The organism is Peribacillus sp. NPDC096540 (genome assembly GCF_050278525.1).
Classification (GTDB): Bacteria; Bacillota; Bacilli; order Bacillales; family DSM-1321; genus Peribacillus.
Map to the genome: position 1 here is coordinate 61,851 of NZ_JBNNTG010000025.1, position 22,276 is coordinate 84,126.

A 22,276-nucleotide genomic window follows, 5' to 3' on the forward strand; every position below is an offset into this window, starting at 1 on the left:
TCTTTTCATCATGTCGATTTTAAAGGTTAAGATGTCCATATCGTGAATTAACGTGTAAAGTTTTCAGAAAATATCTGCACTTTATTACAACTCCAATGTGGCTCGAAAAGCCTTTGCGTAGTTCCTGCTTACTGAAAGCATTTCGTCACGACCCTCCAGCTCAAGCTGGTAAGCACCATTAAACCATGGAGTAAGGCGCCTTACATAATTTAAATGCACCAAGTGACTTTTATGAATTCTGAAAAACGGAAACTTTTTTAACCGTTCTTCTAGCTCTTTTATAGTAGTTTTCACCTCATATTCGTGTTCTGTGGTGAATATTTTTGATAATTTATCTTCACGTGAAATGTAAATGATGTCATTTGGATGAAGGTATAGAATTTCTCCCTCCACCTCGACTGCCAGCCTTCCTGCAGATTTTACCGGCTTCTTCTCTTCTTGTTTCAAGCATAACTTTTCGAGACGGCGTATCGTTTCTGCCAGTTGATCTTCATCATAAGGCTTTAACAAATAGTCTACTGCATCCAACCGAAAAGCCTCTGCTCCGAACTGAGGATATGCGGTTGCAAAGACTATTTTCGGAACATTTTTCAGTTCCAGTAAAGCCTTGGCTGCATCCATTCCATTCATGATCGGCATTTCTATGTCCAGGAAGATCGCGTCTGGCTGCAGTTGCATCGTCTTTACGATTGCCTGTTCTCCAGATTCTCCCTCACCAATCACTTCAATCGATGGATACTGCTTCAAAAGATGTATTAATTCCTCCCGACTATAACGTTCATCATCTACGACTAGTGTACGAATGACAGAATTCATTTTCTCACCTACCTATTGTTTACTTTGGAATCTTTAAAGATATTTCAGTCCCTTTTCCCTGTTCACTTTGAATATGTAAAGCGGATTCTTCGCCTAACTTCATCGTAAGTCTTTTATTCACATTATAAAGTGCTATACCTGTACCGCTTTTGGATTCAATCACTCCAAGACCTAGCTGTTGCAGCTGTTCAGGATCTATTCCCGTTCCATTATCTCGGATGACAATCCCTATATGTGTATCTACTTCATTTTTGATCTGAATAGAAATCAAACAATTCTCCGTTTTGTTTTTAAACCCATGATGGATGGCATTCTCGATTAACGGCTGCAAGGTAAGCGGTGGAATTTTAGCCGTTAACGCCTCTTCATCGACTTCATATCTAATCTGCAGTTTATCGACGAACCTCATTTTTTCAATATTGGCATATGATTGGAGATGCTGAAGCTCTTCAGATAGTGTTGTCCATTCCGCTGTAGTACCTGCTAGGTTCTGTCTGAAAAATTGAGATAAACTGAGCAGCATTTTTCTAGCTTTTGTCTGATCAACCCTCGTTAAAGAAACAATAGTATTTAAGGCATTAAATAGGAAATGCGGGTTGATTTGTGCCTGAAGTGCCCTAATCTCAGCTTCCCGCGCTAGTTCATGTACTTCATCAAGCTGTGACACTTCCAATTGATAACTGAGCAGCATGCTTAGACCTGACATAAGTTCTATATCTACATTATTGATCTCTTTTTCATTACGAAAATATAATTTTAACGTGCCAACTGTCTTGTTCCCTTTTTTCAAAGGACCTATGATAACCGCTCCTAGTGGACAATTCGGAACTTGGCAATGGATATCCCGTTTCCCCACTACTATTAATTCCCCACCCTCAATCACCTGACGTGTAATTCCGGTCTGAAGAGGGCGGCCTGGCGAGTGATGGTCATCACCCAAACCGATATGGGCGAGAATTTTCGTTTCATGGGTGATCGCTATCGCACTAGCCTTCACTTCTTCAAATAATATCCGGCATACAGCAGCTGCAGACTGTTCATTCATTCCTTGGCGCATGTGCCCGAGGGTCTTTCTGGCAATCCTCAATGATTTTTGTGCTTGCAAGGCAGCAGCCTTTTCCTCTTCGTTTAGAACACTTTTTATGATTAACAAAAACAAAGCACTGCCTAAGCCATTGGCAATAATCATTGGAATCCCTATATGTTCGACAAGGGAAAGTGCCTGCCCGAACGGCTTAGATACAAGGAGGATAATGAGCATCTGAATGGACTCTGCCAACGCCCCAATCATCAATGCCTTGGAAAGTTTGACGTGTTTGTTTTTCTTATAAAAAAGCCCGGCAAGCAGTCCTGCGATAATCGTAGCCACCCCGCAAGACAGAGCAGTGAACCCACCTAAGGAAAATCGGTGTAAACCCGCGACTAAGCCAGCGCCTAATCCGATGCGCCAGCCACCAAATAAACCGGCAAGAACGACTCCGATAACCCGTGAGTTAGCAATGGCTTCATCTTCTCCCACTGTAGAAACCCATCGATTAATTTCAAGTAAATCCGTGCTAAGTGTCAACCCAGTGTAGGTGCCTATAATTCCAAAAACACCAAAAAACAAAATGGCATTTATCTGTTGCTTCCTATTTAAAGTATCTTCATTTAACATTTGTCGAAAAAATCGAAAACGTGTAACAATAAAAGCTATTGTCACAATCATTCCGAGCCGTTCCGTCATGGTGATCAATAACTCAAAAATGATTTCACCCCCAATAACTCTACATAATCATGATGTCTGATAGCCTGTACTCTGCACAATGCACTTCTTTATTATACTCTGGATACACTTGTTCTCCACAACTTTTCACATGCTACATTAGGCCGATAGGTAGTTTTCAATCCACTAATCAAGGAATAACCATCCTCCCTCAAAGTGACCTAGAAGAAATTGATGTAAGTGAAGGAAAGATCAAAGTCATTCCACTTATCCCCCATATAAATTGGCAAGTCGGCATAGCTTGGAAAAAAGACAGCTATATTTCCTACGCTACTAGAACTTGGATCGATTTTATTAAAGCTAAACTGGAAAATCAAACCAAGTGATGAATCATTTCCATATGAAAAAGACCACCAATTTGGTGGTCTCAGTTTAACTAAAATAACTGGATCGATACTTGGGCGACCTACCTCTGAATACATATCTTTCACCAAATCATAAATGAAAGTGAAGTCAATGGCTGCATCCATTTTACGAACCAAATGGTTCGCTGGCACCAGTTGATCCAAAGTAATCATTTCAAGTTGATCTCGCTGAATAGAATCATGTTTAGAAAGCATCCTTATCACCTAAAGTTTTAATACTTCTATATTTAAAACAAAAAAGACTGTAGGAAAAAGGAGTTCTATCTAAATGTTAAACCAAAGTTGATTGGAACGGAAGGTACGAGACTCCTGCGGGAAAAGCGTGTCCAAGGGAGACCCCGCAGGCGCAATGGCGCCGAGGAGGCTCCCGGACCGCCCGCGGAAAGCGAGTGTCCTACGTTCCAATCAACGGTCAAATTTTAAAAACCTAAAAAAACTGTAGACAACCAATTTGGTGGTCTTCCTCTCATTGATTTTATTCTTTCCCCTTCACCCTATAATGAACCTCCCCAGGTTCTTTACAAAAGGTAATTCCACTTCCCGGTTCATAATAAAAGGTTTTTTTGCCCAAAGAGCGTTCTAGAAAGGTCGTATGCAGATAGGATGCTTGGTCCCTTTTGAAGGCGAGCTGATTTTTACTCAAGGATACAGGAATGCAATGTCCATAGTTTGTATGGACAAGAGTTTCTTTATCGTTCATTTCCACTAAGTCACGAATGTGGATGTAGGAAAACCAAACCCCTCCGCTTTTTCGGAATGAGCGGGATGAGAACCAGACCATTCCAAGCTGGGCGTTTATGCAGACTGGCAGCCTGTATTTTCCACCAAGCACAGATTTAGCTCCTGCAAGGCCGCCATCAAGATCCAATCCAAAGTGATTTAGCGTATTATTCAGGATTTCTTGGCGCGGTTGTGCAACAAGGAACGTGTTCTTTCCTTCCACTATAGTGGTCATCTCTATCCCATTTGAATCATACCGTTCCATCATTGCAAGGGTATCCCTATTCATTAAATAATTTTTTCGTATGACCATTCCATTCACACCTCCCATTTCACTATTCATTTTTTGGGAGTATACTGGAAATAGAGTCAGGTATACTCCTGCTCATGAGCCCTTAGGTGACTGTCTTCCCGGACTATCTCCCCCTAAGGGTTTTTCTATTTTCAGTTCACATTTTTCTCACCTCCTAAAAGAAGTGTAAAAAAAGCCATCTAAATAGCCTTTCGATATGGTTTTTGTAATTGGTTAAATGAAATAATAGTGGACGCCCTATGTAGGTCGTAGTTGTGTGATAACAAGGAAACATCTTGGTTCCAAGAAGAGGTACTCTTTAATAGCACCAGTTGGTTGATTGCTTTTCAGAGGGGATTTCATGATGTTTGTGGAGTTGATAAGCCGTTTTAGAATTGGACTGCGCGATTAATCTTTTCTTCCTGAATTGGGTAATACTCTTCCCTGAAGTTGTAACTTTCATTTCTTGATATGCCATTTACTTCACCTCTTCGACCATTATCCTTTTTTTCGCAATTTTTGTAAAACCGCTCCCGTTTGTATCTCTTTCAAATTTCGTTATCTTTCTGACTAAATGACTAGCTTAATTGGCTTACTCTTTAAAAAACCCAATCAGAAAGCTATATTGATTGATTTCCTCATGGAAACTGTTAGTCAGTTTTAACATATAGTTGTTAATTTGTGTCTATTTTTAGAAATAATAAGCAAAAGCAATGTGAAAAGTGAGTAAAAATGAAATTTTAGTGAACATATGACACGAACGCAAAAAAGCCTATTTTTTGATAGACTTTTTATTGATTTCTAATATCTTTTCCACTTAAGCAAAGAAGTAAGGCTTAGGTGGCGTCAAAAATAAACCAGATAACCCGCTTCACTAGGATAGGGATCGTCTGGTTTATTGAAAGAATATAAATTGACTACCACTTAATATGCTGTTTCGTAGGGTGTGGATCATTTTCAAGCAGGTATTGCTGTAAGGCTGGAAGGCCATCTGTGTTTACAAGGTCTACTCCTGCTTTTAGCATCTCATTCCATACAGCTTCACGGTTTGGTAACGCTTCGTCTGGAGTTGCCCAGAAACGAACCATTTGACCGTTAGCATGCGCCGTTTTGACAATGTGATCAAGCTTTTCTCGTTCAGCTTGAGGCATCTTACCAACACCCTCCCATGTAAAATACTTTGTCCAATTGTCACTGATTACAGGCATGAATTCATTAGGTGCATCAGATCCCAGGTCACTCATTCGGCCATCGAATGTAGCATAACGTACCTTCTGATTTTCCATTAGCTTACGCGGACGGTTTCCAGAAATAATGACGGTAACAGCACCTTGGTTTACCTTTGACTTTGAAAATTTTGTAACCATTTTCTTATATTCTGCCAGTTGTTTATCAATTTCTTCATATGTAGCTTTGTCCTCGGATTTAATATCGATCCACAGTAAGAAATCCTGGTCACGATTTTTGTAAACAGAGCCTCTGTTTTGCTTCACTTCTTCTTTTAATGGATCTAAATAAAGGGACTTAAGTGTCCGCTCTGGTTTAACATTGATTTCATCATGGGCTACCAGTAATTCACCGTCTTTTAGCCAGACGTCCGCTTCTACACTTGTAAACCCATGATCCAGTGCATCATAGAGAGGACGTGCATGCTCATAATCATTGTGTGCGTGCGCTTTTGCAAGCGGCACTATAACTTTAGGTTCCTTCTTAACCTGTTCAGCGGAAGCATTTGTTGATGAAAAGGGCATAGCAACAGCAACAGCTAAAGACATCGTTAGCCACCATTTATTCATATCCATTTTCCTCCTCTTTATCATTTCACTTCTATCGTAGCTTTTTATTCTTAGAAAACAATGGTATTTACAGAACCTTAACGGAATCTGAAAAAAGTGTTTACATGAAATAGTTCTTTTACACAAAAACAAGCGTAACTGAAATGCTCAGTTACGCTTGTTTTAATAGGTTAATCTAGGTAAACCTTTCCTCAATCCATCCTTATTATCTTCAAAATTTGATTAAGGTTTTTTTTATTGTTATTCTGCCATCTTTATTTCAATGGCCAAATTCCGTAAATAATCTAATAAGGGTCGTACTTCCTGTGGAGCTGTTGTGTCGGTGAATGAGAAGGACTTTTTCTTCTTATCATCTACTATATCTAGCTGGTATGAAAACGAGTCCGCTCCTTGGGCTTTAGCTCCAGCCATTTTACTTAGGTTAGCATTTGGAAGGTCTGCTATCTTCATTAAGTTCAGTAATTCCTCATTTTTCTCCTTCGGCAATTCATCTGTATCTATCTGAAAATTCAAGTCGAGGTTGGCAAATCCCCCCATGCAGTTAAATTGGATATGCATGTTGAATGAAGCCTCCTATTCATAGAATATAACTACTCAGGCAGTCCAACCGCTTTAAAAGCATCTTCAATTGTTTTTATAGCTGTTTTCGTAACTTCTCCACTATCAATAAGTTTTTGTGCTGCCTTGATAACAGTTTGTACGAATTGATTAAAATTAGCCGTTGCAAATAAATCCTGCATCGCATTGAACCAAATCAAAGCTGCTTTGTCCGTTCCGATCTCCATAGATACAAGATAGAAAGCCTTGTTTGGTATCCCACTATTGATATGGACACCATGATTATCTCGCTCTCCTTTATAGAAGTTTCTCATATGATCAGGTTGCATATCTTTACCCATTAATTTATTGTCAAATGCAGTACCTGGTGCTTTCATGGAACGGAGAGCTTGTCCTTTTAGTGTTGGTCCCATTATATCAGCACCGATTAGCCAATCCGCATCTTGTGCTGATTGCTTTAAATGAAATTGTTTGATAGTCACTCCAAACACATCTGAGAGATGTTCATTCAAAGCCCCTGACTGGCCTTCATACTCCAATCCACTTGTGAACTGCGTAACACCATGTGTAAGTTCGTGTCCAATTACATCGAGTGACTTTGCAAAATTGCTAAAAATAACCCCATCGCCGTCACCAAATACCATTTCATCTCCGTCCCAATAGGCATTTGTAAATTTATCCCCATAATGAACGTTCAGAATTAGATCAAGGCCTTGGTCATCTATTGAATTACGGTGTAAAACATCCTTGAAATAGTCACGCACAACTCCACTATAATCATATGCATCGTTAACTACAGAATCCCCACTTGATCGATCTCCTTCTTTCCTAGCCTCATTCTGTCGGAGTTTGGTCCCTCCCCTGCAATCATAAACATGGCGAGCAGATTCACCTTGTCGTTCTGATCCTGCATCAGTTAAAGCGATAACACCATTAATATCATATTCTTTCATGATTCTACGTCTGCGCACTTGACGACTTTTCGCTAAACTGATCCGTGCTGCTTCCACTTCATTTTGTGCCAAATTCTCAAGAATGTAGTTAGGTACAATGAAACAATGGCACTTCCCCTTCGAACAATCTTTTTTGTGCATATTTGACACTCCTTCATGATTTTTTTTTACGAACAGCTCGTCTAGTCTTCACCGTAATTCATGGTAATTAGGAGATTATCGATCCCTCAACATTTGATAATGCTATTGTTCTTATTTCTTCAAAACATTTCTATAGATTACTTTCGCCACACTTACCTCATTTCCCTCCTATTCTCTACTACTTGCAAATCTCTTTCTCAGGTATGAAAGAACAAGAAGAAAGTCATGAACATCATCATTAAATTTATTTAAAAATCCGGTTTTCATTTGAAGACCGGATTTTTAATGGATATTTGCTTACCGTTCTATATCACCTAATAAAGAATGTGTATGTTAAAAAACGGAAACTAACAATACTGACAATGCCTTTTCTAACTCTAATCCCATGAAATTAAAAAAGCTCAAAACCTAATAGTCTACAAATAAAATAAGCCTCAACTCCTTAAAGGAATTGAGGCTTTCACTAATATTTATCAATTGAGCAAGAAAGTATGGTTAAATAATACGGGTTGTAACGATGCCAGCGATTTGCTTGATTTTTTCTTCCAAGCCAGGAATGATATCGCCGTTAACTTCACCATCAATGTCAATGATCGTATACGCATATCCCCCACGGCTTCTGTTAACCATGTCAGCGATGTTCAAATTAAAGCTTGATACAGCCAGTGTGATTTGCCCAACCATGTTCGGAACGTTTTCGTGGAACGTAGCCACACGACGATTCCCTGTAAAAGGAAGGGAAGTATTTGGGAAATTCACTGAGTTCTTGATGTTCCCCGTTTCTAAAAATCCCTTCACTTGACGAGCTGCCATAATGGCACAGTTTTCCTCTGATTCTTGTGTAGAGGCACCAAGATGCGGAATTGGAACGACATTTTTCATTTTCAACACGTTTTCATTCGGGAAGTCTGTAATGAACTTGCCTACTTTCCCGCTTTCAAGTGCAGCTTCCATATCCGTTTCATTCACAAGCTCACCACGTGAGAAGTTCAAAATATGAACGCCTGGCTTCATGATGCCAAATGTTTCTTGGTTAAACATTCCTCTTGTATCATCAGTTAATGGAACGTGTACAGTAATGTAATCAGATTCTGCAAACAATTCTTCAATAGTCATGGCGCGCTGTACATTGCGAGATAAGTTCCAAGCTGTATCGACAGAGATGAACGGGTCAAACCCAATTACATCCATGTCTAAATCAAGGGCATCATTCGCCACAAGTGCACCAATCGCACCTAAACCGATTACACCCAGAGTTTTCCCCTTGATTTCTTTTCCAACGAATTGTTTCTTGCCTGCTTCTACAAGCTTTGGAATTTGTTCTCCTTCACCTTCTAACGTCTTTGTCCAGGCCACACCGGCAAAAAGGTTACGAGATGAAGCCATTAATGTTGTCAGTACCATTTCTTTTACAGCGTTAGCGTTAGCACCAGGTGTATTAAAAACAACAATTCCTTGCTCTGTACATTTGTCGACCGGAATATTATTGACACCCGCCCCAGCCCTTGCGATTGCTTTTAAATTATCTCCGAATTCTAATGTATGCATGTTAAAGCTACGAACAACAACAGCATCAGGGTTTTCACTGTCATTGTCGATTGTAAAATCGCCTTTATTGAATACATTTAGCCCGCTTTCAGCAATATTATTTAACGTTTTGATCGTTTTCACTTTTTCTAAAGTTAATGTGCTCATTTTGTTTGCTCCCCTTTTGGTTATGATAGTTCTCAAATTTCGAAATATTGACAATGTTTTTTGCCGATGAAAATCTGCATTCTTTTAAACTTCACTATCCTCTGTTAATAAACAGAAAGAGGCAAGGGATAAAAAATCCCTTACCTCTGCCCAGGCGAACGGCTACGACACTATGTGTTCCCTCGCGGTTATCCGCGTTTCGCCAGTTGCACATAGTCTTTTAATTTATTTTATTTTATCAAACTATTCAACAAACTTCAATATCAATTTAAAGGTTATTCCATTTCAGTTCCTTTGGATGAATTATTTAGTAGAATTTCCCTTTGCTATAGTTCAACTCACCATGAATGTTGGCTAAGGAAGCGGTCCTGTTCTAAAGAAACATGCGGTGAGTTTTTTAAAAGTGGTTCTACTATACTTTTGTAATCCTATCTCTCATACGCTTGCTTTAAAGTTTTGATGTCAATTTTCTTCATTTGGAGCATTGCATTCATAACTCTTGCTGATTTTTCTGGATTGGGGTCGCTTAACAGCTCAGTTAGGGCATTAGGAATAATTTGCCACGAAACACCATATTTATCTTTTAGCCAACCGCACACTTGTGCCTTCTCTTCTCCGCCTTCGGAGAGTTTTTCCCAATAAAGGTCCAATTCTGCTTGTGACTCGCAGTTGACGATAAATGATATTGCCTCTGTAAATTTGAATTGCGGACCGCCATTTAATGCTATGAATTCCTGACCCTCCAGTTGGAATTCTACGGTCATTACTGTTCCTTCTGATATCCCCTGGATTTCATGCCTTTCTTTTCCATAGTGTGTGATTCTTCCTATCTCGGAATTTTTAAAGATAGAAACGTAAAATTTCGCAGCCTCTTCGGCTTGTGTATCAAACCACAAGTTTGTTGTGATTTTTCTTATACCCATTTTAAAGCACCTCCATATGTCCTCTAAGTCTTAACAAAAAAGGATTTTTTATTCTCGCTAGGCCTAAAGCAGAAGTTACAGTTATCTTAGAGTTATCCGTTATTCAAGAATATGGCCCCATTCAAAAAGGACACCTTCTTTTTTTTCATAAAGGCGCCTTTTAATAGAATAACTACAATTGAAATAGCTGGTAATGCGGAATAATAAGCTAATGTTCTTAAACAAGCCATCGCTTATTGCAACTTGATAATTAACTGAAGCTAGTCCGTTAATTCAAAAGAGAAAAAAAGTTCCCTCTCATTAACATCTTAATCATTCCGTAATTTGCTAAGCGATTGGAAAATCCGCCCTCTGTGATGTGATTCATGTTCAATCAAATGGTACACAACCCATTCAGGTGTTACATCATATTGTTCAAGTACCCTCGGTTTACGCCAATCCGTTAAGTCCATTGAACGAAAGTGGGAAAGAAAAACTTCACGTACCTTATTAAGGCGGTAAAAATGTTCTTCTAAAGTTTGTCCCTCCATGTGGGTTAATGCTCCATCTTCAGAACGGCATTCTAACGGAAACAACAAGCGTATTTCCGAATCCCATTCAGTAACAAGGACCTCTTCATATAACCAATCTGCCTCGATCAAGGCAATGTGATATAGTAACGAGCCAATTGTTTGTCTTTCATCACTTTTTGTGTCGAGTATACTTTGGCTGACCCCAGTTAATTCTGTTATAAGAGTACGGCGAACATCTTCTAAACACCACAGCCACCGGCCAATTTCTTCTTCGTATCCTGGTAATGTAGACACCTGTAGAGCTCTTCTCTCCAAACTGATCATCCTCCTCTTATTAAAGTCTTACATTCTATTAAAAATGGGCGTTTCCTTCATTTAAATAAGAAATTCTCTTCACGTATTTCACAATCTTTTTAGAATAAGTACATGGGCTTTTAAACAACTTATCTTTATTGTCATTCAAAAAGTTACCCAATCCAATTACCTTTAGTTTTTAAACAATAATAAATACATTCTACAATTTACGACAACATTAGCACTATCTAGATAGTAATATATAACTATAATAAAATGAGTAAACGGCAAACAAATCGAAAGGTTAGGACGCAAAGCTAACAGGTCTAAGGTCAGATTGACTACGATAGCTGGGCTACCTCTTCAACGGAGGAATAGTGAATGTTACTTCAGACAAATGACAGAGTAAAAGAATTAGATAAAGAATGGATTGAACTCATTCAAATGGCTATCAAAGTAGATATACCGTTAGAGGAAATTAGGGGATTTTTATTAGAGGGTAGGCAGTAGGCCTAAGCTTTCTGTCTGACCACATTAGCGCCTATTTTATATTTTTAACTTTATTAAACTATAAAATAGATAATAATTAGCTTTAGTGATAATGAATAGGATGGTTGCTGCGGTAATTATTTTTATTATCATAGTCTAGGTATATATACTCATTAATACCGCTAGATAAGATAAAGAATAGGAGGGCAAATATGCAAAATCATGAGTTAGAACAAGTAATAAAGAATGCAGACAGAGCAATAAATAATGAAGATTTCGATCAATTAATGGATTTCTATTCAGAGGATGCTACCTTAGTTGTAAAACCTGGAACGTTAGCTAAAGGAAAAGAAGAAATACGTCGGGCATTCGTTGCCATCGCCGATTATTTTAATCATAGTTTAATTGTTAATCAAGAAAAGATGGCAATAATCGAAACAGGTGATACGGCATTAGTTGTCGCAAAAGCCCTACTGAGTGCCAATCAAAAGACTGATTCGGCGTTCTCAATGGAAAGAATGGCTACCTATGTTTTTAAAAAGGATTCTACGGGTACCTGGCGTTGCATAATTGATAATTCTTACGGTGCTGAATTACTTGAATAATTCATGTACAGAATTTGAATAAATAGAAAAATCCCACCTTCTATTAGGTTTTAGGTCAGATTTTCATTGTACAAATCTCCGAAGCAGACGTTAATAGAGCTAGAAATAAAAAAACTCCTATTATTTTATAGGAGTTCCAGATGATTTTCTGATTACCAATTCAGGCTTTAAATTTATTGTTCGATAATCAGCAGGACCGACTTCATCTACTCTTTCAATCACTAATTGTGTTCCTAAATATCCGAAGTCATAAGCAGGCTGCGAAGATACAGTCAAAAAAGGATCAAAGTCTGAAAATAATTCTAAATCGTCAAAGCAAACGACAGCAATGTCTTCTGGAACTTTAATCTTTTTTTCTCGTAAACTTTTTATAATTTTAATGGCAATGAAATTATTTGCTGCAAAAATAGCTGTTGGACGATCAGCAGGAGAAACATTAACCAAATGAGCAATTCCATTCCATTGCTTTTCTTGTTTATAATGAGTCTCTACTAGGAAAGCGGGTTCTATGTTTAAATCATTAATTTTTAACGTTTCAATATACGCCTGATACCGCTCTTTCGAAGTGGAAATCGTAAGTGGGCCATGAACCATTGCTATTCTTTTATGACCATAATCAATTAAATGCTGAAGAAGTAATTTTGTCCCTTCATAGTTATCTCCAAGTACTCTATCACACGAAACATCTTCAATTTTCCTATCTATTAATGTAAATGGGATTCTGTTTTTAATAAGTTTCTTTAAGTTTTTGGTCGATTGATCGCCTGTAGGAGCAATAATTACGCCATCTACCCTTTTTGAAATTAATGCATTGATATATTCACTTTCTTTTTCGTAGTTTTCATCTGTATTACATAAAATAAGCTGATATCCCATTTGATTAGCCTTATCCGCAGCGCCTCTTGCAACCTTTGTAAAAAAGGGGTTTGTGATATCCGTTATGATTAATGAAAGTAACTTAGTTTTTTTAATATTCAAACTTTGGGCAGCTGAATTTGGTATATAGTTTAACTCTTTTATAACAGCTTCTACTTTTTCTCTAGTCTTTTCACTGATATTTCCTTTATTATTAATTACTCTCGATACAGTCATTGGTGAAACATTCGCTTTTTTTGCAATATCGTAAATTGTCGTCACTTTTTGTACCCGCCTTTACATTTTCCCTTATATTGTATCATAAGTATAAATGGTTATTTTATACTTTAACACGCAGGCAGTCATGTTAACTCAAAAAAAGACACAGTCCTTAGTGAAGGATTGTGTCTTGCATTAGATTTAATTTTGATTAAATCCGCTTTCATCCATGTAAAATACCTCCCAAAGATGTCCGTCTATATCCTGAAAACTCCAACCGTACATGAAGCCATGATCGATGGACTCATTAAAAGGCTTTCCGCCAGCATCCAGGGCTTTATTCACGATCTCATCCACTTCTTCCTTACTTTTAACCGATAATGCCACAATTGCTTCCGTACTTTTTGCTGTATCCGGAATTTCCCTCTTGGTAAACGTTTTAAAGTAATCTTCAACCAATAACATGACATATATAGACTCACTGATAACCACACACGTCGCATTTTCATTGGTCATTTGCTCGTTAATCTCAAAGCCGATTTTTGTGAAAAATTCTATTGAGGCATTCAAATCTTTAACAGGCAAGTTTACAAAGATCTTTTCTGCTTGCACTCCCATCAAATTCACCCTCACTTGATTTATTTTATGTTCATTAACCTACTATTCGATGCCTTTTTCGATAATCCTGCTCGCAACAAAAAAAGGAGACACCGGAGTATCTCCCATCCTTATATAACAAGTACAACAAAGAGTTAACCGTTAGCGAACGATAACCCTTTCTCGGCAAGAGCACGACGGATTTGCTCCAATGCTTTAGGTCCCATACCATGTAACTGCAAGACCTCTGCTTCACTTAGCTTAGTAAACTGCTCAAGCTGCAAGTACCCAGCCCCAGCGAGTGCTCGTTGTGCAGGTTTAGCTAATCCTGTCGGGAGATCGCTTTCGTTATTCTTCATAATACTTTCTCCTTCTTCTGTTAATGACTTTATTAATAAATAGTAAATCAAGACTTCCCTTTAATTTTACTTATATTGATTTTGTGTAGGTTCGCAATAAAGTCACGATGTTTATAATGAACCGAGTCTTAATAATGAAAGGATTTCGGATTTTCTTATTTCCAGGCGGACAAATATTTCTTTCGATATTTACTATCTTCCTCGGACTCAATCAATTCCATTGCTATTTCCTTAATATGCTCATCCTTGACTTCATCGTATAATTTTTTTAAACCTACAATTATATCGTATCGAATCAAGGTATAATGTTTTTCGTTCATTCCATTTTTGAAACGTTCAATAATATGGTTGAGCAGCATTTCTCTTTGCTCTGGCCCAGCTAACCCCACCTTCCATATCGATTGTAAACTATGCCGAGCAGTAACAAATTTCGAATCCTTAGTCACTTCCCATAGCGCCGGAAAATCGCGAAGCATTCGTTTATCGGGATCACTGATTGCCAAACCAGCAAGAAACTGTGCAGCCCTCGATCTCCTGTGATTATCGGGTTCAGGTGTATCTTTTGATCAAACTTTTTTTCAAAGCTACATTTTGAAATGAACTGTTCTAACCAGCTTGTTCTTATAGGCAATAAAAAAAGGACCTTCCAAAGATCCTTTTATTCAAACAAATTCAGTTTACTTATTTTTCTCCTAAAATAGCGAGTGGACTAAATACTTCATAATGGATATGGTCTGTTGATACACTCCATTGATTTAGGGCCCCATTGATTGCTTCCATAAAAGGAATAGGTCCGCAGAAATAAAAATTAGCCTCTTTTGATGGAACGATAGATTGCAGGAAGTCTAAATCCACGTATCCTTCTTTATCGAATTGTTGAGAGGTCCGATTGGCTTCAGTTGGTGAACCATAGACGACAAATGATTTTATATGTTGATGATCATTTGCTATTTGTTGCAGATGCTCTTTAAAAGCATGTGTTTGGCTGTTGCTTGTTGCATGGATAAACGTAACCTGACGTTGTGGTTGCTTTTCTATAATGGTATTTAACATGCTAAGCAATGGTGTAATTCCAATACCGCCACTAATTAGAACGATAGGTAAATCTGTGTTATCAAGTTCGAAGTCACCTGCAGGAGCAGAGAATTGCAGCGTATCTCCAACTTGCAGCTGTCTATGTAGATAGTTAGATACAATTCCAGATGGTGCATCTCCATGGGCATCTTCACGTTTAACACTGATTCGGTAGTAATCCTTACCAGGTGAATCCGAAAGACTGTAATGGCGTATATGCGTATATTTCTCGCCGGGAATTTCCGCCTTAATTGTTAGGTATTGCCCAGCATGATAGGAGGCAATCGGTTTTCCGTCTGCAGGCTTTAGATAAAAGGAAGTTACTTCATCACTTTCTTTTATCTTTTTATCGATATTGAAGCTTCGATATCCTTCCCATCCACCAAGCTGATGTTCTGTTTCCTCATAGAGGTTTTTTTCAATATCAATAAAGGCATCTGCAATATACCCATAAGCCTTTCCCCATGCCTCTATGATTTCATCTGTGGCTGCGTCACCCAACACATCTTTTACTGCCTGAAGCAACGTTTCACCTACGACCGGATACTGTTCAGCCATGACCCCTATGGCACGATGTTTCTCAGTAACTCTTTTAATAACAGGTTTTATCTTCAAGGTTCGTAATATGTTCACCTGCGGCATAGACGGCATAGACCGCATACCCCAAGGCCTCCTGTTGAATTCCTCTTTTTTGGTTGGTTTGGTTAAAAAGGTTATACAAATCAGGCGCTTTTGAAAATAGTAATTCATAAAATCTCTTACCTATTGGCTTACTATGTTCCTTAAGAACAGGTGCAGTTGACTGAACGATTTCTATGGTCTTAGCATCAAGCATGTTAAAATGTCCCCCTCAAATCATAGGAATATATTTACAGTAAATAGTATTCCCACTCAGTAGAGGAGTAAACATGATATTTTGACCCGTTCTATCACTAACCAAACTAGATTCATTACTTATTTTTTAGAATAATCTCATGACAAACAGGAAGTGTTACTGTAATAGTTGTTCCCTTATTCGAAACACTATTTATATTAAGTGTTCCATTCATCGTTTGGATTGTCTTCACAGCTACCATTGATCCTAACCCTGTACCCTTTTCTTTGCAACTGTAATAAGGTTCACCAAAACGGTTTATTTGTTCTTTGTTCATTCCTATTCCATTGTCACTTATTTCGATAATTATGTCGGAATTTTTTACATAGGAAACAATACTAAGTTCCCCGCCGTTTGGCATAGCTTCTATACCATTTTTAATAAGGTTTAGGAAGCATTGCTTGAAATGTTGAATATTCCCACAGGTAATTCCTGGAGTTAACTGTTCTGATATATTGACTAAATTCATGTTAGCTAATGGTTTTATCATTTCAATTATATTTCCTATTTCACGGTTTATTAAAATATTATCCACTTTTTCGATTGCAGGTTTTGCAAATGCTAAGTATTCACTAATAATTGATTCTGCACTATTAAGCTCTCTAACAACATGTTGTATATATTGTTCTTTTACTTCTTGAGTAAGATCAGGAGCCTTTAGCAGTTGAACAAAACCCTTTACAACTGTTAAAGGATTTCTAACTTCATGTGAAATACTTGCAGCAAGCTGACTGACTACCTCCATTTTTTCAAGCCTTATCATTTGTGTTCGGATTAAAATCGCATCTTTTAAAATTTCCATGATATATACAGCCAAAACGATAATGAAAGGAGGGAGGATAATAAAGTAAAATACATACGCCTCCGTTATTCGAAAATAATCAGACATAACGAGTGAAATAAAGCTGGTTAGGATTCCTAGAAACAAAATTAATAGTATGGAGCTATTTAGCTTATTTTTTCTATTAAAAGTATTGAATTTTGAAGAAAACAGAGCCGTGATAATAAATATAACAATATAAACAATTAACGTAAGGAAATTGAAACCATAAAAAGCAAACCTAAGAGTTAATATTATTACAAAGAGGGCAGCCCCTACAGGCCAACCACCATAAAGTGTCCCTATTATAAAAGGAATTTGCCTGAAATCATGGACACAGTATTCATCTATATAAATAGGAAACTTCATACATAATATAATTGGAATGCTCATGCAAGCAGTAATAAGGGCCTTGCGATACTGATTTAATCTTTTGCCATGATCTAATATAGTGGAATAAATCAATATACTTACTAAGATATAAAAGAGATTATCTAATATGTTTTGATTAATATAAATAAAATTCATTGGATTCTCCTGAAAAATTAACAATAAGGACTATTATACAGAAAACAACATTAAAAAGGAGGACTTTAATATGGTAATTGTCAATTAAAGGGCGCTTTAATCGAATAAGGAAACAGAACGGCAAGATACAGGGAATGACGTAGTCTGCTCGAGCCTCTTTTAGTAATAAGATTAATTGTTGCCGTAAACTTACCAGATGAGTGAACAATAGGGTCGATTCCAGCGTACAACGAGTTTTTTCGGATGATAAGAGATCTACGTCCCAACCAGCCCCAAACATGTTTCTACAAGGAGGGTGGACAGTTTAGTTCACTGAATCATGTCCCACGCACCCGTACGTCCTACCCTTGCTGCTGATATAATAGAATCTATTAAAAAAGGTCAACCAGTAATTTTACTGGTTGACCTTATAAAACGAAAGCACCCTTTAGTTGAAGAAAAAAGCGTTATAGGGTCCAATTGATAAGCAATCCTGCTTGTGCTAATCCACCACCGAAACCATATAATAAAATCTTCTCACCATTACTGAGCTTTCCTTCACTTACTCCTTTATCTAAAGCTAATGGTATTGATGCTGAGGAAGTATTTCCATACTCCACTAAGCTATATAATGTACGCTCAATTGGAAAACCACTTCTATCACATATTGACTCAATCATTCTTAAATTTGCACTATGCGGAACAAACCAATCAACATCATTCAAATGAAATTCAGTATTTTTCATCACAGTTTGCATTCCTTTTGGAACAGTAGTAACAGCCCATTTATAAACCTCACGTCCATTTTGTACAAGGTTACCACTATTATTTAAGTCTTCACCATTTATACGTGTCGATAGGTTTGTACTATATAAATGTTTTCCGCCTGCTCCTTCCGAATATAAATGTGAAGAAATAAAACTTGGTTGTTGTTCATCATATTCTACAAGAACTGCTCCTCCACCATCTCCAAATAAAATACAAGTGGCTCGATCTTCATAGTCCATAATTTTAGATAAAGTATCAGCTCCAATAACAAGAATTTTCTTGTTTAAACCAGATGTTACTAATCCATTAGCTACATGCAACCCATAAGTAAATCCTGCACAAGCAGCGTTTAAATCAATAGCTCCAGTATTCTTAATACCTAGCTTTGCTTGGACTAAAGAAGCTACACTTGGAGTATTGAAATCAGGTGAAAAGGTACAGACAATAATCATATCAACATCTTCGACCGATTTATCATACCGTTCCATTAAATCCTTTACAGCTTTATAACTTATATCACTAGTAAACTCTTCTTCATGTGAAATTCTTCGTTCTTTAATACCAGTACGTTTAACAATCCATTCATCATTGGTTTCAACCATTTTTTCTAAGTCTTTATTTGTTAACCTTTTTTCTGGAACATAAGAACCTATCGCAGTAATACGTGCTTTAGATTTGAACATAGAATAACCACCTCGTGTTATGAATTACATCAATGTTATCACTTGTTATTAATAGCTGGTACTAATTATAAAGCAAAAAAAATCTTATGCAACTAACCTGAATCTTTAGACCTATAAGGAAAGGGTCTGCCAAATTATTAAAGTAAAGCACCAGTTAGTTGAATAAGACTTATTGAAGTATCACACTCGTTAGTGAAAGAGCTTTTCCATTTAAGGAGGATTTTGTGCTTGAGCTACTCTGTATTATTTAGAATATAGGTAAAGTCCAAAATCTTGCATAACGGAGGTGTGCCCCATTTGACGCAACATGGTAGCTATATTGCCACGGTGATATGATCCGTGAGTGACAACGTGTAGTACTGATTCAGAAATAGAAGTTTCAAGCAACCCAGCATATGGATTATCCACCACAATCAACTTATCAATATCTTTTTGACTGTTCAGAAGTGCTTTGTTTCGGTCAGATAAGTCTAGAAATATTTTTTTCATTTCCTGAATACTTTTCGTTTCCACTTCTTTTCTTAATTGATCCGTAGACCCCATTGCTTCATTCATACATTTACCTGAGATTATGTCAAACCATGCGTAATCTGTGAGATAAATGTGAGACAGCACCTTTGATACAGAAGAAAAACCACTTTGAATTTCCTGATGATAAATGTCCTGTGGAAGTTCTTTTAAACGATCAATTATAACTCCATTTGCCCACACGTGGTAATTATACATTTTTAATGCGGGGTGCGTCATATTAAATCCCCTCCATTTCCACTAGTATTTTCGTATTAAACAATTGATGCCTAAATGATAAATAATTTACCGACAAATTCTGGAAAGTAAATTTATTTATATGTTTATTCTGGTTTTAGTTAAAATAATCCTTCTTCAACTAAACTGCTCCGATAAAGAAAAAGCTAACTAAAAGACAGCTCCGATCTTCAGCTAACGCACCCGTTAGTTGCATAAGACTAATTGCACAGTTTGTGCCTTAACGACACAAAAGACATTCTCCATTCAAAAAGCCAACGGAACCGTTGGCTTTTTGTCTAAATAATTACAATTGGTTTTCGAAGTTATTGCTAGATTCATCTATAGATAATGTTAAATACTTTCTAGAGGTAATAAGATTAATAAACGAAAAACATAATGAAATCGAGGCAACAATAAATACAACTACAATGCTATATCGCTGGCCCAGTATCCCCATCATAAGAGTTGATATACCGAATGTTGCCATTATTAAAGAACTCTGTACAGCATAAACCTTAGCCAAAAGCTTTTCTCTGACTAAACTTTGGATGATTGTATGAATAGAAATCATCCTCAGTTCTTCGAAAAAACCAAATATACCAATAAGCAAAAGGGAAAGGTAGAGATTTACATTAATTCCAAATAAAAAAGTCATTAGAAAAACCATAAAGGCTCCTAACAATAGCACATTCTGAATATTTTTGTTAATGAAATCAGATTTTCTATATCCAAGTATTCCTGCTAGAAATAATCCTAATAATAAAGCAGTGTTTATATAACCCCACCACTCAGTTCCTACACGTAGCCTTAAGTCTATAAAAGGGTATAGAATGGATGATACCCAAACTGGACTAGCTATAGAACCAAAAAATAGGGTTGAATGGAGGACACGCAGCCTTTTATCTTCTGCAATTATTCTCCAGCCTTCAAACATTGAAGTCATTTTACTTCCCTTTACTGATAGTTCTTCCAATTCTTCAGACTGTTTCTTTTCTTTGACTTTAACGAATGCCAGTAAGGAGGTAGATAATACATACAAACTAAACGTCAAGATTAATAGCCCATTAGAATGCAAGAATGCTGCTAATATACCACCTGCGGCCCATCCACCCATCTGAATGAATTGATATATAGAAGACATAAGGCTATTTGCTTTTAATAAGTTTTCTTCCGAAACAAGTTGAGGTATTAATGCACTACTTGCTGGATTAGCGAAACTATCTAAAAACGTGATAAAGAAAATAATTATATAAATCGTTACAATCGTATCTTTCGATAATAATAATGATACATATAGGGTTAGCACCAGTAAGATACAAGTTTTAACTAATTGAGAGTTAAATAAAATTTTTTTTAACGTGTATCGATCTATGAGAAGTGGTGCTAATAATCCTCCTAAAAACCCTCCAAGCATATTTATTACAGGAACCAACGAAACATAAAATAAAGAATTTGTTACATTGTAAACACTTGTTATAATCGCAACAATATAAAAAACATCTCCAGCATTTGCTAAAGATTGTCCTCCCATCAATACATTAAATGATTTATTCTCCAATGCAAACAACCCCTCTTATATAATTTTCTGAGAGAAAAAATATTTGTTTACATTGGTTTCACTCCTTTGAGACTTTTAGATATATTTCACTCAATTTTGTACTTAATGTACAAATTATTAATGAATAATTCTTGTATTCATTGTGATATCGAATAATAAAAAATCTAATTAGTAAGAGAGGGGGTTTGTTTATTCAAAATGGTAATGTTTGTATAAATAATAATAGCACATAAGGTTAAGTATAAATGCTCTTTATTTTTGATTATTGAAAGAATCATACTTTCAGAGGCCGCCAATTGGGGGCCTTCTTATGGCACTAACGCACCCGTTAGTTTAAGTACAATTCATCACAATCCTTAGTAAGAAGATGGCGGAAAAGGAGCAGATAAATCAGATGTTGCTTAATGCCTGCCAAAATTCAAATCGTATTACGGTGAATTTTTTGCGTGAGGTATAAAAAAACAGCCATTCCATTGAGAAACGGCTGTATTCGAACAATAAAAGTCTCCGTTTGTTTAAGAAGAAAAATTGAAAATTTGATAATTGGTAAATATCATGAAGATTATTTAGTATTATCTATGAAAGATAAATCTAATGCCTTTTTGAGCTCATCAGGATTTTTTGAGCCTATTATAACAATGTCTCCTGAAGCTAACCTTAATTCGACACCCCCGCTTCCTGCAATATTATAAAGGCGTTCTCCATTTAGATTAATACGAATCCCCCAACCTCCAAACCGTTTTAGCGAACTAAAAGAAACACTTTTATAATCCCGAATACTTTGATAACGAAAGTCTCGGTATTCAAAATGAAAGGGGACAAATTTTATATACACCCCATCTCCACGCACTTCAGTTATCATCTTAACTTGGAACGCTAACAAGGGTATCATCAAACCGAACAAAACCCAAGCTATTACCAACCCAATATCCGACATCGGTTTGTCTCCGAATTGAATTCCGTAAATAACCTGTTGGATAAACCCCCACCAAAAAATTCCTGAAACCACAATTATCACTATGATATATAATAATTGTCTTGGTCGTTGAACTTCTCGATATAAAACAGAATCATTGTCTTTACTAATTTCTATCCACTCCTTGCTTAACCTAATATCCTTTCTTCTTATACAAATCTGCTCTTTTAGTTGAATAAGCTCCTGTAAATAAAATACCATAAAAATGTAAAAAAACCTTATTTTATTGGGAAAGCAACAATCCTTACGAAAAGAGCCTTTTATCTATTCCTCTTACTCAACTATCCTGCCCCTTTAGTTCCATAAGAAAAGGAG

Annotated in this window: 21 protein-coding genes, 4 pseudogenes and 2 riboswitches; of the genes and pseudogenes, 3 read left to right on the forward strand and 22 right to left on the reverse strand. The window is 36.8% G+C overall.

Annotated elements, in window-relative coordinates:
* Positions 1–84: 84 nt before the first annotated feature.
* Together ACQKMR_RS19630 and ACQKMR_RS19635 are read right to left on the reverse strand one after the other, a co-directional pair.
* A complete protein-coding gene (locus tag ACQKMR_RS19630; protein ID WP_427698816.1) occupies positions 85–816 on the reverse strand; it encodes a LytR/AlgR family response regulator transcription factor in 732 nt (243 codons plus the stop codon).
* A 19-nt stretch (positions 817–835) separates the two neighbouring features.
* Complete coding sequence (locus ACQKMR_RS19635; protein WP_427698817.1) at positions 836–2,542, reverse strand: LytS/YhcK type 5TM receptor domain-containing protein; 1,707 nt, start codon at positions 2,540–2,542, stop codon at positions 836–838.
* Between the two features lie 53 nt (positions 2,543–2,595).
* Between ACQKMR_RS19635 and ACQKMR_RS19640 the strand changes: the two genes are divergently transcribed.
* Positions 2,596–2,907 carry a LysR substrate-binding domain-containing protein gene (locus ACQKMR_RS19640; protein WP_427698818.1) on the forward strand — a complete coding sequence of 104 codons (312 nt, stop codon included), beginning with the start codon at positions 2,596–2,598 and terminating at the stop codon, positions 2,905–2,907.
* 42 nt (positions 2,908–2,949) lie between these two features.
* On the opposite strand, the pseudogene ACQKMR_RS19645 reads toward ACQKMR_RS19640, so the two are convergent.
* The 9 genes and pseudogenes from ACQKMR_RS19645 to ACQKMR_RS19685 all read right to left on the reverse strand — a co-directional run.
* Positions 2,950–3,141 (reverse strand): annotated as a pseudogene (locus ACQKMR_RS19645) (IS5/IS1182 family transposase); the annotation flags it as partial.
* Positions 3,142–3,421: 280 nt separating this feature from the next.
* Positions 3,422–3,979, reverse strand: coding sequence for a competence protein ComK (locus ACQKMR_RS19650; protein ID WP_427698819.1), 558 nt, complete (start codon positions 3,977–3,979; stop codon positions 3,422–3,424).
* A 298-nt stretch (positions 3,980–4,277) separates the two neighbouring features.
* Entirely contained in the window at positions 4,278–4,436 is a 159-nt protein-coding gene (locus ACQKMR_RS19655) for a hypothetical protein (protein WP_427698820.1), read from the reverse strand.
* Positions 4,437–4,875: 439 nt separating this feature from the next.
* Positions 4,876–5,754 carry a phosphatidylinositol-specific phospholipase C/glycerophosphodiester phosphodiesterase family protein gene (locus tag ACQKMR_RS19660; RefSeq protein ID WP_427698821.1) on the reverse strand — a complete coding sequence of 293 codons (879 nt, stop codon included), beginning with the start codon at positions 5,752–5,754 and terminating at the stop codon, positions 4,876–4,878.
* A 240-nt stretch (positions 5,755–5,994) separates the two neighbouring features.
* On the reverse strand, positions 5,995–6,312 hold the full coding sequence (locus ACQKMR_RS19665) for a protealysin inhibitor emfourin (protein ID WP_427698822.1): 318 nt from the start codon (positions 6,310–6,312) through the stop codon (positions 5,995–5,997).
* A 32-nt stretch (positions 6,313–6,344) separates the two neighbouring features.
* The gene (locus ACQKMR_RS19670; RefSeq protein WP_427698823.1) at positions 6,345–7,406 is read right to left on the reverse strand and encodes a M4 family metallopeptidase; all 1,062 of its coding nucleotides are present in this window, start codon (positions 7,404–7,406) and stop codon (positions 6,345–6,347) included.
* Between the two features lie 495 nt (positions 7,407–7,901).
* Positions 7,902–9,101, reverse strand: coding sequence for a phosphoglycerate dehydrogenase (locus ACQKMR_RS19675; protein ID WP_427698824.1), 1,200 nt, complete (start codon positions 9,099–9,101; stop codon positions 7,902–7,904).
* 141 nt (positions 9,102–9,242) lie between these two features.
* A riboswitch (ZMP/ZTP riboswitch) is annotated at positions 9,243–9,321 on the reverse strand.
* 208 nt (positions 9,322–9,529) lie between these two features.
* Positions 9,530–10,024, reverse strand: coding sequence for a VOC family protein (locus tag ACQKMR_RS19680; RefSeq protein WP_427698825.1), 495 nt, complete (start codon positions 10,022–10,024; stop codon positions 9,530–9,532).
* A gap of 308 nt (positions 10,025–10,332) precedes the next feature.
* The gene (locus ACQKMR_RS19685; protein ID WP_427698826.1) at positions 10,333–10,851 is read right to left on the reverse strand and encodes a DinB family protein; all 519 of its coding nucleotides are present in this window, start codon (positions 10,849–10,851) and stop codon (positions 10,333–10,335) included.
* A 255-nt stretch (positions 10,852–11,106) separates the two neighbouring features.
* Positions 11,107–11,193, forward strand: a riboswitch (cyclic di-GMP riboswitch).
* An 18-nt stretch (positions 11,194–11,211) separates the two neighbouring features.
* Here ACQKMR_RS19685 and ACQKMR_RS19690 point away from each other — a divergent pair.
* Complete coding sequence (locus ACQKMR_RS19690; RefSeq protein WP_427698827.1) at positions 11,212–11,340, forward strand: anti-repressor SinI family protein; 129 nt, start codon at positions 11,212–11,214, stop codon at positions 11,338–11,340.
* A gap of 191 nt (positions 11,341–11,531) precedes the next feature.
* Entirely contained in the window at positions 11,532–11,924 is a 393-nt protein-coding gene (locus ACQKMR_RS19695; protein ID WP_427698828.1) for a YybH family protein, read from the forward strand.
* Positions 11,925–12,044: 120 nt separating this feature from the next.
* On the opposite strand, the gene ACQKMR_RS19700 is transcribed toward ACQKMR_RS19695, so the two are convergent.
* From ACQKMR_RS19700 to ACQKMR_RS19750, 11 genes and pseudogenes are all read right to left on the reverse strand, one after another.
* Positions 12,045–13,061 (reverse strand): LacI family DNA-binding transcriptional regulator, encoded by a 1,017-nt coding sequence (locus ACQKMR_RS19700; RefSeq protein ID WP_427698829.1) that lies wholly within the window; start codon positions 13,059–13,061, stop codon positions 12,045–12,047.
* Between the two features lie 138 nt (positions 13,062–13,199).
* Positions 13,200–13,616: a VOC family protein gene (locus tag ACQKMR_RS19705; RefSeq protein ID WP_427698830.1), complete on the reverse strand. Its 417-nt coding sequence runs from the start codon at positions 13,614–13,616 to the stop codon at positions 13,200–13,202.
* 134 nt (positions 13,617–13,750) lie between these two features.
* On the reverse strand, positions 13,751–13,954 hold the full coding sequence (locus tag ACQKMR_RS19710; protein WP_427698831.1) for a DNA-binding protein: 204 nt from the start codon (positions 13,952–13,954) through the stop codon (positions 13,751–13,753).
* A gap of 155 nt (positions 13,955–14,109) precedes the next feature.
* Positions 14,110–14,505, reverse strand: a pseudogene (locus ACQKMR_RS19715) (hypothetical protein); the annotation flags it as partial.
* Between the two features lie 130 nt (positions 14,506–14,635).
* Positions 14,636–15,863, reverse strand: a pseudogene (hmpA, locus tag ACQKMR_RS19720) (NO-inducible flavohemoprotein).
* A gap of 115 nt (positions 15,864–15,978) precedes the next feature.
* A complete protein-coding gene (locus ACQKMR_RS19725; RefSeq protein ID WP_427698832.1) occupies positions 15,979–17,250 on the reverse strand; it encodes an ATP-binding protein in 1,272 nt (423 codons plus the stop codon).
* Positions 17,251–17,366: 116 nt separating this feature from the next.
* A pseudogene (locus ACQKMR_RS19730) lies at positions 17,367–17,496 on the reverse strand (transposase); the annotation flags it as partial.
* A gap of 200 nt (positions 17,497–17,696) precedes the next feature.
* Positions 17,697–18,680 (reverse strand): ketoacyl-ACP synthase III, encoded by a 984-nt coding sequence (locus ACQKMR_RS19735; protein WP_427698833.1) that lies wholly within the window; start codon positions 18,678–18,680, stop codon positions 17,697–17,699.
* Positions 18,681–18,923: 243 nt separating this feature from the next.
* Positions 18,924–19,427, reverse strand: a complete 504-nt coding sequence (locus tag ACQKMR_RS19740; RefSeq protein WP_427698834.1) for a DinB family protein — start codon at positions 19,425–19,427, stop codon at positions 18,924–18,926.
* Positions 19,428–19,731: 304 nt separating this feature from the next.
* The gene (locus ACQKMR_RS19745) at positions 19,732–20,985 is read right to left on the reverse strand and encodes an MFS transporter (RefSeq protein ID WP_427698835.1); all 1,254 of its coding nucleotides are present in this window, start codon (positions 20,983–20,985) and stop codon (positions 19,732–19,734) included.
* Positions 20,986–21,547: 562 nt separating this feature from the next.
* Positions 21,548–22,162 (reverse strand): DUF6141 family protein, encoded by a 615-nt coding sequence (locus tag ACQKMR_RS19750; protein WP_427698836.1) that lies wholly within the window; start codon positions 22,160–22,162, stop codon positions 21,548–21,550.
* Positions 22,163–22,276 lie beyond the last annotated feature (114 nt).